Origin of the sequence: Ammoniphilus oxalaticus (genome assembly GCF_003609605.1) — a bacterium.
GTDB lineage: Bacteria > Bacillota > Bacilli > Aneurinibacillales > RAOX-1 > Ammoniphilus > Ammoniphilus oxalaticus.
Window position 1 is genome coordinate 593,753 of record NZ_MCHY01000009.1, and the last position, 12,961, is coordinate 606,713.

Below are 12,961 nucleotides of genomic sequence, written 5' to 3' on the forward strand. Positions count from 1 at the left end.
TTAAGTAGTTAGACCTCCTCGAGAAGTGTATTTTGTGAAAAATTAAAAGCAGTGCGTATTTTAGAATATAAGTGAGAGAAAAGGATTTTAAATCAGTAGTTTTTCAAAAATTATTTTCATTTGATTCACAGAGAAATTGGGGATTTCAGGATTATGAAAGACCTTGTAGAGTGGCCTTATATTGTAAATTTTATTTAAAGGGAGTAACTATGACTTCGTTTTCCAAAGCCAAAATAAATGCAGGTCTATTAGCATTTTTTATGTTTATACCATCGTTAACTATACCTATAAAGATGTTCTTGCAAAATGGTGTAATTGTCTGGTTATTGAATCTAATATTATTAGTATTTTCAATATATAAAAATGGAATAAATAAGAAGTTTTTTGGGGTATTTCTATCACTTAATCTTTTGTTTTTATTAAATATTTTAGTTGTTACCCATAAGAATGAAGTTCTTTCTATTTATATGGAGTTTTTAAAAATTTCTACTATCGCACTAATTTTAACTCTAAAAGAAATTGATTACGGGAAGTTTTATAGGGTTTGGTATATATTGGGTGTGGCTAATGTTTTTGTATGGACATTTTACATAAATCAATTAATATCATCTGATATTGGCTATATGTTTTTTGGGACAAGCATGACGTATAGTTTTTCTATTATACTTTACAGGTTTCTTGATAAGAAAAATATTTTAGACCTATTATTATTAATACTAACTTTTGTTTTCGTTGCTGTTTTTGCTAATAGGGGGGCTATATTAGCATGTAGTATTCTAATTCCAGTGTTGTTATATTTAAAGGTCAAGAAACATAGAATATTGTTAATATTTAGTACTATCCCTTTAACATTTTTTTATCTTATCTCAGACATTAAATTAAATTTAATCAATTTTATAATGTATATTAATAATATATTGCTCGATAATGATATAAAATCATATGCACTAATTAAACTTTCGAATATGTTTATACACGGGCTTGTTGAAAGTTCTTCTGGTAGAGATGGAATTTTTCATCAATCTTTTGAGCTAATAAAAGATGGATTTCTCCCACGTGGAGTAGGATACTTTCAATATGTTACAGGTCTTGTTTATCCTCATAATCTTTTATTAGACATATTTATTGTTTTTGGTATATTAGGCATACCTCTGATTGTATTAATAACTATACATATCATTAAATTTTTTAAGATTGAAAGGAATTTCAGAAAAAAGGATATTGTAATTATTCTTTTAATAATGAGTTTGACTAGGCTCTCACTAAGTTCTACATTTTTGTATGATACTACGTTTTGGGTTTTAGTAGGGGTTGTTTTAAGTACGAATGTCTATAAAATTAGAGGCTAGAAACTAGAAGACTATCTAGTTATCCTGTTATGGATTGAGAGAAGGAGGAAATAGTGCGGGAACTCACTACAATAAATACCATTGGAGTTAGTATAGATATATGGACACTGGTTAAATCTTCACTATGGCAATTAGAGATGGCCTCTCGGGGACGTTTTACAAGAAAATAACAGACAGGGAGATCATTGATCAAATCGACCAGGAGAGAGATTACCATACAATTCAAATGATGTGTCAAGTGTTGGTAGTACTTAAAAATATGTGTTATCAATTGATATACAGGTTAAAGTCATTGTATAAAATTGATAATGAAGCTGGTTTGAGAGAGTGAATTTTTTTGGAACGGAATTTTACAATAATAAAAACAATAGGAAGCGGATGAGTGGTGTTATTTACCCACTCTTTTTAAGCGTGCACGCTAATAAAGGGTTAGGTTATTCACTTGTAAAGTCAAAGACAATCGAACTGGGGCTTCAGGTCCTTAGTAATGCCAATTAAGTCCAGCATCCGAAGTAGGGACTTATTTTTGCATACCGATTTAAGCAGCCAGTAAGCGTTTCTACAAAGACTTAACTTTTTGTATCCCTAGATTCAAGTTCAAGGATATGTTTATAACAGTAAATATAGGCTAGAGGTGCTGTGAAATGGTAGATTTGAAACCAGAGAATGGAATTATTAAGTCATGGAAAGGAAATATAAAAAATCCAAAAGTGAGTATTTGTTGTATAACATTTAATCACGAATCATATATCGAAAATGCAATTAAAAGTTTCTTAATGCAAGAAACAGATTTTCCATTCGAAATCCTTATTCATGATGATGCCTCAACAGATGGTACACAAGACATCATACGAAAGTATGAAATGATGTATCCTAAAATAATAAAACCTATATATCAGACGGAAAATCAATTTTCCAAAGGGATAAGAATGATTTTTACATACAATTATTCAAGAGCATTAGGAGAATATATTGCTTTGTGTGAAGGAGATGATTATTGGACGGATAGAAAAAAGATACAAAAACAAGTGAGGATATTGGAAGAAAACAATGGAATTACTTTATGTATACATTCGACCGGAGTATTTAGTTTACCTAAGAATTCCCTGGATTCAAATGAAATTAGACTTAAAAATGGAGATGAAATTTATAATGCAAGTCAAGTTATCTTAGGAGGAGGTATGTTTGGACATACTTCCTCATTTGTTTTTCGTAGAAAAGTAATTGAAAATCTTCCCGAGTGGTTTTTTGACTCCCCATCGGGAGATACACCATTAAGATTATTGAGTGCTAGCCTTGGAGATGTTTATTATATAGATCAGGAAATGTCTGTATATAGAAAAGGTATAGGTGGCTCTTGGACTAGTAGGATGCAAGAAAATAAAATATTTATAACCCATTGGGAGAAAAGCATTAAAATGTATGAAGAGTATAATGAGTATACTGACTACAGATATTCACAAGCAATAAAGAAAAGAATTAGCCAAATTTCATACACTTTGATTTTAAGATTTATTTCACATATGAATGCAAAAAAACAATTAAAAGGATTCTACTCACGTCTAGTTGTTATAGATAAATTGAAATTGAAAATTAAAGTACTCTTATTGTCCATCTCAGACATAAAAAAAGAATATTGATGTCAAAAAGTGTGTTCAAAATAGATAAGGAGTATTTTAATCGAATTCCAGGTTTCAAGATGATGGACGATAATTAATCTATAGAAGTAGTCGTGATCAAAATAATGAAAATGGTTAAAAATATAAAAAGGTGCACATTTTATGATGGGATTTTTTACAGATAATATAATAAATAAAGAGGAATTATATGGGTGATAATGGACAGTTAAAAAAAGATACTATCAGGGGGCTTTTCTGGACCTTTGCAGACTTCTTTTCCTCTAGAGGAATTGGATTTATAATACAATTGTTATTAGCCCGACTTCTTTTACCAGTTCATTTTGGGCTGATGGGGATGATCTTAATTGTAATCGCAGTTTCTCAAACAATAGTTGACAGTGGAATGCAAAATGCATTAATTCGTGAAAAGGATTCTACCCAGGAAGATTACTCAACAGTTTTTTATTTTAATTTAGTTATTTCATTCTTGCTTTATAGCGTTATTTTTGGAATAGCACCGTATGTAAGTCTATTTTATGATGAACCAATTTTAACTGCATTACTACGAGTGTTGGGGATAATCGTAATTATTAATGCATTTAGTATTGTACAGAGAACAATTCTAACAAAAAATATTGATTTTAAAACCCAGACAATAATAAACATTATCTCTACGTTTTTTTCTGGTATTATTTCGATTGGGCTTGCTTTTTATGGGTTTGGAGTATGGAGTTTAGTTATTCAAAATGTTGTGGGACAACTTTTACAGTCAATTCTTTTAACAGTGCACAATCGATGGCTACCATCGTTAATTTTTAGTGTTGCGTCTTTTAAAAGATTATTTGGATTTGGATGGAAATTGCTCATATCAAGTCTTATAGATACCAGCTATCAAAATTTTTACAATGTTATCATTGGTAGGACTTATTCCACAATTCCATTAGGGTATTATACACAAGCTCTTATGTTAAGAGATGTTGCGTCAAAATCAATCACATCAGCTGTTCAAAAAGTAACATATCCCGTTTTAAGTAAAATGCAAGAGAATGAGGAACAGTTAAAACGTGGTTATCGTACTTTAATCAAGAGCTCAGTTTTTATCACGTTTCCTGTGATGATAGGACTTTCCGCTATTTCTGGAACGTTAATCCCGTTGTTATTTGGTGAAAAGTGGGCAGGGACTGTGCCCTTTTTCCAAATTTTATGTCTGGCTGGGATGCTCTATCCTTTACAGTCTATTAATTTAAATATTCTTCAAGTTAAAGGTCGATCTGACTTGTTTTTAAAACTGGAAATAATAAAAAAAACATTTGGAATAAGTTTGATTACAATAACTATAGTACTGAAACTTGGGATGTTCGTATTAGTATGGACATTAGTTATTTCTGCAGTAATCAGTTACTTTATTAATTCATATTATTCTGGGAAATTATTAAATTACAGCACTAAACAACAAATTAAAGATATAACTAAGACAATGATATCCACCCTTATCATGGGTATATCAGTCATAATGCTTGGTTCACAATTAGATATGCTTAATAATTTGTTTTCACTAATTTTACAAATCATGTTGGGTTTCAGTGTGTTTGTTGGGATGTCATTAATTTTAAAATCTAATGAATTAAATTATTTTATAAAAACATTGAAAACTCTTTTGAATAAGAAAGTGAAAAATCAAACTGAGATTGAGAAGGTGAGTAATAATCAGTGAAAAAAAACATTATAGCAACGCCGATTCAACCTATGAATTATAGTGACGGAAGTAATCATTACTACATAAAACGTGATGATTTACTTCCGTTTTCATTTGGAGGGAATAAAGTCAGGATTGCAGAGCAGTATTTTCATGATATGAAGAATAAAAACTGTGATTGTATCATTGCTTATGGCAACAGCCGATCCAACCTTTGTCGAGTCATTGCAAATATGAGTAAATCACTTAAAATACCTTGCTTTGTAATTTCTCCATCTGATGACTCGGGGGGGCACATTGAGACAAACAATAGTAGAATTGTAAAGGCTTTGGGAGCCAAGATGGTATATTGCAATAAAAAGAATATCTCACAAACGGTTAAAAAAGTTATGGATGATTGTATACAGAAGGGCCTGAATCCTTATTACATTTATGGAAATATTTTTGGAAAGGGAAACGAAAAGGTAGCTGTTGAGGCATATGCCACAGCTTACGATGAAATAAATGAATTCGAATCAGAAAGCGGTGTCACTTTTGATTATATATTCCATGCATCAGGTACGGGTACAACACAGGCTGGATTAATTTGTGGAAGTCTTCTATATGGAGATAATAAAAAGATTGTCGGGATCTCAGTTGCTCGGAATGCAAGCGATAATAAAGAAATAATTAAACATAATATATCAGAATACATGAACGGAAAAGTATATCGCGAAAAAGATATCTATTTTGAAGATAAATATGTCCTTGGCGGGTATGGGAATTATAATAATGAAATTATCAATGTTATAAATGAAATGCTTAGCCATGATGGTATATCGCTAGACCCTACTTATACCGGTAAAGCATTCTGGGGAATGACTGAATATTTGAAGGAAAACTCAATTGGAGGTAAAAAGATCCTCTTTATTCATACAGGTGGACTTCCATTGTTTTTTGATAACATAAATTTAATTTAAGCAAGAGGGGTTATTATGAATATACTATTAACTTCAGTAGGCAGACGCAGTTATCTCGTTAAATATTTTAAAGATGCTTTGGGGAATAGTGGTGAAGTACACGTTTCAAACAGCAGCGCTATTACCCCTGCTTTCACTTTCGCTGACAAATGTATAGTAACACCTCTTATTTATGATGAGAATTATATTCCCTTTTTATTAGATTATTGCGAACAGAATAATATTAAAGCCGTCATATCTCTTTTTGATATCGATCTTCCAGTTTTATCAGCCAATAAGCATGCTTTTTTGGAAATAGGGACACAAGTAATTGTTTCGAATAAGTCAGTCATTAATATTTGTAATGATAAGTTTGAAACATATAAATTTTTAATAAATAATGGATTCAATGCACCGAAAACTCTCATTTCCCTTTATTCTGCACTGGATGCTATACAGTCAAAATCACTAGAATATCCCCTAATCATCAAACCTCGTTGGGGAATGGGTTCGATAGGGGTGTTTGAGGCTCATAATGAAGATGAGTTGGGTGTTTTTTATAATAAAGTCATTTCAGAAATAAAAGGCAGTTATCTGAAGTATGAAATACAAGGAAAGTTGGAAGAAAGTGTTCTAATACAAGAAAAATTGCCCGGACAGGAGTATGGATTAGATATTATTAATAATCTTGATGGGGAATATCAAAATACAGTTGTTAAGAGGAAGTATGCAATGCGTTCAGGGGAAACTGATAGTGCCGAAACAGTGGACAATTCATTGTTAAAGGATATAGGCGAAAATATTAGCAAAAGTCTTCAACATATTGCAAATCTCGATGTAGATGTTTTCTTAAAAGACAATATTCCATATATCTTAGAAATGAACGCAAGGTTTGGTGGAGGGTATCCCTTTAGTCACATGGCGGGGGTTAATTTACCGTTAGCCATTGTGAAATGGTTAGATGGTCAACAAATTGATAGCACATTGCTTACAGAGAGAATCGGAGTTTTAGCGCATAAAGATATAGAAATAGTCCATATTCAGAATGAGGTTGATGATTATAAGATTATCAGACTTGAAACAAGCGAAGAAATATGTAATGTGCTCACTTCTTTTGATTATGTATTTCAGCCGTCGATATCACAGCGGATTGAGAATCTAAATCAATATGCGCAAAAGTTAAAAGATAATGCCCTTGTATATGCGGCAAAGGATACCAATAATCAAATTATTGGTTTTGTGGTTTTTTATGTAAATGATATGGAAACAAAAACAGGATATGTAACCTTTCTTGCAGTACAGCCGTATGCCCGAAGAAGAAAGCTGGGCGAAAAACTTTTAGATTTTTGTATAAATGAATCAAGAGAAAATGAGATGTCTTCTCTAAAATTAGAAGTCCGCAAGCATAATGAGAAGGCTATACGATTATATGAGAAAAACGGTTTTGAATATTGTGATGAGGCTTCTGGGGATTCAGTGTATATGATTAAGAAATTGTAGCAGAGGAGAAGATTATGAAACCTATTCAAGTAACTCAATCCTCAATGCCCAACTTTAATGATTATATAGAGGAAATCAGGGATCTGTGGGATAGTCGATGGTTAACAAATATGGGGGTAAAACATAATCAATTAGAAAAAGAATTATCACATTATTTAAATACCCCTTACGTTAATCTTTTTACTAACGGACATCTTGCGTTGGAATGTGCGATAGCAGCTTTTAATCTCAAAGGAGAAGTTATAACAACGCCATTCACATTTGTGTCAACAACACATGCAATAGTACGAAATGGTTTAAAGCCTGTCTTCTGTGACATCAATTTGGATAATTATAATATTGATACAAGTAAGCTGGAAAGTCTTATAACGGATAAGACTTCGGCAATTATCCCTGTCCATGTCTATGGGAATATTTGCAATGTTGAAGAGATCGATAGGATAGCTAAAAAGTATGATCTTAAGGTAATCTATGATGCTGCGCACGCATTTGGTGTAACGGTAGATGGTGTTGGTGTTGGGAACTTTGGGGATGCTTCCATGTTTAGTTTCCATGCGACAAAAGTATTTAATACAATCGAAGGAGGAGCAGTAACCTTTAGGAATTCAAATCTAAAAGAAACGTTAAATAGTATAAAGAACTTTGGTATTAAAGGTCGAGAGACTATTGAATATGTTAGTGGTAACGCAAAAATGAATGAATTTCAAGCTGCCATGGGGCTTTGTAATTTACGTCATGTTGAAGATGAAATAAATAAGCGTAAATTGGTAGTGAATAGATATAAAGAAAGGCTTAGTAATATAAAAGGGATAAGACTGCTTCAACTTCAAAAAGGCGTTAAAAGTAATTTTGCATATTTTCCTGTTGTTTTTGATGGTTATAAAATGAATCGTGATGAGATAGCTGAATCCTTGGCAATTAAAAATATTTTTGCAAGAAAATATTTTTATCCATTAACAAATAGTCTTGACTGTTATGAACAAAAATATGATGTTGATTTAACCCCAGTAGCCAAATTTGTTTCGCAAAATGTATTAACTTTGCCGCTTTATGCGGATCTGTCTTTAGATGATGTTGATTTAATATGCGACACCGTTTTAGGGACTTAAAGGAGATGGGTTGGTTTATAGTGGCTGCGAGACTCTAGATCTATATTTTCTAAAAGGAGAGATCATTGTGAAAGGGATAATATTAGCAGGTGGTTCGGGTACTCGCCTTTATCCATTAACTAAGGCTGTTTCAAAGCAAATATTACCTGTTTATGATAAACCTATGATTTATTATCCGTTGTCTGTTTTAATGTTGGCAGGAATAAGAGAAATTTTGATTATTTCTACACCTAGAGATGTGGACGTATTTAAGGAGTTGCTAGGTGATGGCAGCAAACTGGGAGTTAAGTTTGAATATGCGATTCAAGAAGAACCTAATGGTCTAGCGGAGGCTTTTATTATTGGGAAAGATTTTATCGGTGATTCAGCAGTTTCGTTAGTCTTAGGAGATAATATTTTCTATGGCTCTGATTTTGGAAATCGCTTAAAAAGGGCTGCAACTTTACAAAGTGGCGGAATTATATTCGGATGTTATGTTAAGGATCCAAGAGCTTATGGTGTAGTAGAAGTTGATGAGAATATGAATGCAATATCAATCGAAGAAAAACCTGAAGATCCGAAATCATCTTATGCGGTTCCAGGTTTATACTTTTTCGATAATAAGGTAGTGGATATTGCAAAGAATGTAAGCCCATCAGAGCGGGGTGAAGTTGAAATCACGTCAGTGATAGAAGAGTACCTCAAAAGGGGGGAATTAAAAGTACAACTAACTGGGCGGGGTTTGGCCTGGCTTGATACAGGAACGCACGAATCTCTACTTGAAGCATCTAATTTTGTTGAAGCTATACAAAACCGCCAAGGGTTATATGTCGCTTGTATCGAAGAAATAGCTTATCGAAGGGGATATATAGATAAAGAACAATTACTTGCTCTCGCACAACCACTGTTAAAAACAGATTATGGACAGTATTTAGTTGAGGTAGCCCTTCAATCACAACATACGGAATTAACGATGGTATAGAACTATATAATGGGACGTAAATTTGAATGAGAGTGGAAGGGTGAAATAAATGACAATAAAGAAAGTGCTTGTTACTGGTGGAGCAGGTTTTATTGGTGGTAACTTTGTAAGGTACATGGCTGATAAATATAGTGATTATCAAATTTATAACTTAGATTTATTAACGTATGCCGGTGATTTAACAAAACATCGAGATATTGAGAACAAAGCCAATTACCACTTTATTAAAGCTGATATCGCCAATCGAGACGAAATCAAGCCTCTTTTTGAAAAAGAGAGGTTTGATTATGTTATTCATTTTGCTGCAGAGAGTCATGTTGATCGTTCCATTACCGATCCAGAGATATTCATCCGTACCAATGTGTTAGGAACCCAAGTTTTATTAGATGCTGCAAGAGAATTTGCGGTTACAAAATTTGTGCATGTTTCTACGGATGAAGTATATGGAGAACTAGATTTTGATCCGAACACATTTTTCACAGAGGATACACCTTTACAGCCGAATAGTCCATACAGCGCGAGTAAAGCGTCATCGGACTTTTTAGTTCGCTCCTATTATGAGACCTATGGATTACCAATGAATATAACACGTTGTTCTAACAATTATGGACCCTATCATTTTCCCGAAAAATTGATACCTTTAACTATTTCTCGTGTGCTGAATGATCAGAAGGTACCAGTCTATGGGGATGGGAAAAATATACGTGATTGGTTACATGTGATAGACCATTGCGCGGCCATAGATTTAGTCATGCATAAAGCGCCAAGTGGTGAGGTTTATAATATTGGCGGACATAATGAACGTACAAACTTAGAAGTAGTAAAAACAATTATTCATGCTTTGGGTAAATCGGAAGATCTGATTGAATTTGTAGAGGATCGACTAGGCCATGATAAGCGCTATGCGATTGATCCGACTAAACTAGAACAACTTGGCTGGAAACCTACATATACTTTCGAGACTGGAATAGCTCAAACCATTCAGTGGTATCTGGATAATAAAGAATGGTGGGAGCAAATTATCAGTGGAGAGTACCAAAAATATTTTGAAAAGCAGTATGCTATGTAAATTCTAAATGTTAAGCCGTCTGAGTCTACAGAGTAGACTCAGACGGCTTTGTTTTTTTATTTTCTATAATTTTTATTTTCTATAAATAGAGGAGTGTGTAGAGATGAAAATAACAGTAGCAGGTACAGGCTATGTCGGGTTATCCAATGCCGTTTTATTAGCCCAGCATAATGAAGTGATAGCTTTGGATATTATTCAAGAGAAGGTGGACTTGATCAACAATAAAAAATCGCCGATTGCCGATCGCGAGATTGAAGATTTTTTGGCAACGAAACAATTGAATTTAACGGCAACGACTGATCAGGAAAAGGCGTTCAGTGAAGCCGAGTACGTCATTATATCCACGCCGACGGATTATGACCCCGATGCGAATTATTTCGATACAAAGAGCGTGGAGGCGGTTATAGCGAGTGTTTTATCGATTAACCCTGATGCGGTCATGATCATTAAGTCAACGATTCCTGTTGGTTATACGGAACGAATCAAGGAACAGTTTGAAACGGACAATATCATTTTCTCACCCGAATTTTTAAGAGAAGGCAACGCCCTGTATGATAACTTGCACCCTTCCAGAATCATTGTTGGGGAACAATCCGAACGGGCGAAAGTATTTGCCAATCTACTGATGCAAGGGGCGGTCAAAGAGGATATCCCTGTCCTTTTTACAAACTCCACTGAAGCGGAAGCGATTAAACTCTTTTCAAACACATACCTTGCGATGCGCGTCGCTTTTTTTAATGAGCTCGATTCGTATGCAGAAGTAAGGGGACTAGACACGAAACAAATCATTGAGGGCGTTGGATTGGATCCACGGATTGGGAGTCACTACAACAACCCATCTTTTGGCTATGGCGGCTACTGCCTACCGAAAGATACGAAGCAAATGTTAGCGAACTACGCGGATATTCCAAACAACATTATGACCGCGATCGTGGATGCCAACCGCACCAGAAAGGATCACGTCGCCGATCAAATCATTAACAAAGATCCAAAAATCGTCGGAATCTATCGTCTAACAATGAAAACAGACTCCGATAACTTTAGACAGTCGGCCATTCAAGGTGTCATGAAGCGTATTAAAGGGAAAGGCATTGAAGTTGTCATCTACGAACCTACGCTGAATGAAGAGACATTTTATAATTCACGAGTTATCAATGACTTTGATACGTTCAAACAGGAGTGTGACGTCATCATCGCCAACCGCCTATCCGATGATTTGAAAGACGTTGCGGACAAGGTGTATACGCGGGATGTGTTTAGTCGGGACTAGTTTTGTTTCGTTATAAACATGTAAGTCTGATGAATAGAAGTTGTTTCGATAAAGGAGTGGATGAACCATGGGAAAATATTTTGGTACGGATGGCGTCAGAGGAGTAGTGAACGAAGAGTTAACGCCCGAGTTGGCTTTTAAGCTAGGTCGATGCGGTGGGTATGTCCTCACAAAGGATCTTCAGGGTAAAAGGCCGAGGGTGCTGATTGGAAAGGATACACGGATTTCTGGGTGTATGTTGGAGGCTTCCTTGGTTGCGGGCTTGCTTTCGATTGGGGTAGACGTCATGCGATTAGGGGTGATCTCAACGCCAGGGGTTGCGTACTTAACCCGATCACTCGAAGCCGATGCGGGCGTGATGATCTCCGCTTCACACAATCCGTTTCAGGATAATGGCATTAAGTTTTTTGGCGGGGACGGATTTAAACTTTCAGATGAACAAGAGGCGGAAATAGAGGACTTGATCGATCGCAAAGAGGATCAACTGCCTCGTCCCATAGCGGATGAAGTCGGAACTGTGATGGAATTTCGTGAGGGTGGACAAAAATACATATCCTATTTAAAAACAACGGTGAAGAACGAGTTCAACGGTTTAAAAGTCGTTTTAGATTGCGCCCATGGAGCAGCCTATTCACTCGCCCCTCAATTGTTCCGAGACTTAGGGGCGGAGACGGTCATCTTGGCCAATCAACCGGACGGATTGAATATCAATCAAGCATGCGGATCCACCCATCCAGAATCGTTACAAAAAGCGGTGATCGAGCATCAAGCGGATGTGGGACTTGCTTTTGACGGGGATGCGGATCGACTCATTGCTGTCGATGAAAATGGGGAGATTGTGGATGGAGATCAGATCATGTTTATCTTAGCTGCGGCAATGGCAAAAGATCTTCGTCTCAATCAAAAAACAGTCGTATCTACGGTAATGAGCAACATCGGCTTTTATAAGGGGATACAGGAGCAAGGATTAATGGCGAAACAAACACAAGTAGGCGATCGCTATGTCATGGAAGAGATGCGTAGAGAGGGTTATAATCTAGGTGGAGAACAGTCAGGTCATCTCATCCTGCTCGATTATAATACGACAGGGGATGGGATGCTATCGGGACTTCAATTGCTAGACATCATCAGATCGGAAGGCAAACCATTGTCTGAATTGGCCGCGCAGATGAACAAGTTTCCTCAAATCCTCGTTAACGTCCGGGTCGAAGATAAAACAGGCTGGGATACGAACGATCGGATTCAAGAGGCGATCCGTAGCGTAGAAGACAAGCTAGGCGAAAATGGACGGGTGCTTGTTCGACCATCCGGCACGGAACCGCTGATCCGCGTCATGGCGGAGGGGCCAGATGAAACGGAACTAGAACAATACGTGAACGCTATTGCAGAAGCGATTAAAGAAGAACTGAAGAGCGGGATTTTAGTGTAGGGTCTATGTATGATGCATGTT

The 12,961-nt window shown here is 35.5% G+C and carries 10 protein-coding genes; all 10 read left to right on the forward strand.

The features are described from left to right. Positions 1–209: 209 nt before the first annotated feature. The 10 genes from BEP19_RS14370 to glmM all read left to right on the forward strand — a co-directional run bounded on the left by BEP19_RS14370 (position 210) and on the right by glmM (position 12,940). Positions 210–1,349, forward strand: coding sequence for a hypothetical protein (locus BEP19_RS14370; RefSeq protein ID WP_120190598.1), 1,140 nt, complete (start codon positions 210–212; stop codon positions 1,347–1,349). A 644-nt stretch (positions 1,350–1,993) separates the two neighbouring features. Continuing rightward, positions 1,994–2,989 (forward strand): glycosyltransferase, encoded by a 996-nt coding sequence (locus BEP19_RS14380; protein ID WP_120190600.1) that lies wholly within the window; start codon positions 1,994–1,996, stop codon positions 2,987–2,989. 187 nt (positions 2,990–3,176) lie between these two features. Beyond that, positions 3,177–4,682, forward strand: coding sequence for a lipopolysaccharide biosynthesis protein (locus tag BEP19_RS14385; protein WP_120190601.1), 1,506 nt, complete (start codon positions 3,177–3,179; stop codon positions 4,680–4,682). Next, positions 4,679–5,623: a 1-aminocyclopropane-1-carboxylate deaminase/D-cysteine desulfhydrase gene (locus tag BEP19_RS14390; RefSeq protein WP_120190602.1), complete on the forward strand. Its 945-nt coding sequence runs from the start codon at positions 4,679–4,681 to the stop codon at positions 5,621–5,623. Before BEP19_RS14385 ends, BEP19_RS14390 begins: the two co-directional genes overlap by 4 nt. A gap of 15 nt (positions 5,624–5,638) precedes the next feature. After that, positions 5,639–7,102: a GNAT family N-acetyltransferase gene (locus BEP19_RS14395; RefSeq protein WP_170145380.1), complete on the forward strand. Its 1,464-nt coding sequence runs from the start codon at positions 5,639–5,641 to the stop codon at positions 7,100–7,102. A 14-nt stretch (positions 7,103–7,116) separates the two neighbouring features. Then, positions 7,117–8,211 (forward strand): DegT/DnrJ/EryC1/StrS family aminotransferase, encoded by a 1,095-nt coding sequence (locus BEP19_RS14400; RefSeq protein ID WP_120190603.1) that lies wholly within the window; start codon positions 7,117–7,119, stop codon positions 8,209–8,211. Positions 8,212–8,278: 67 nt separating this feature from the next. Next, a complete protein-coding gene (gene rfbA / locus BEP19_RS14405; protein ID WP_120190604.1) occupies positions 8,279–9,172 on the forward strand; it encodes a glucose-1-phosphate thymidylyltransferase RfbA in 894 nt (297 codons plus the stop codon). Positions 9,173–9,221: 49 nt separating this feature from the next. Further along, complete coding sequence (rfbB, locus tag BEP19_RS14410; RefSeq protein ID WP_211329349.1) at positions 9,222–10,241, forward strand: dTDP-glucose 4,6-dehydratase; 1,020 nt, start codon at positions 9,222–9,224, stop codon at positions 10,239–10,241. A 103-nt stretch (positions 10,242–10,344) separates the two neighbouring features. Beyond that, positions 10,345–11,511, forward strand: coding sequence for a nucleotide sugar dehydrogenase (locus BEP19_RS14415; RefSeq protein WP_120190605.1), 1,167 nt, complete (start codon positions 10,345–10,347; stop codon positions 11,509–11,511). 67 nt (positions 11,512–11,578) lie between these two features. After that, positions 11,579–12,940, forward strand: coding sequence for a phosphoglucosamine mutase (glmM, locus tag BEP19_RS14420; RefSeq protein WP_120190606.1), 1,362 nt, complete (start codon positions 11,579–11,581; stop codon positions 12,938–12,940). Positions 12,941–12,961: the final 21 nt, after the last annotated feature.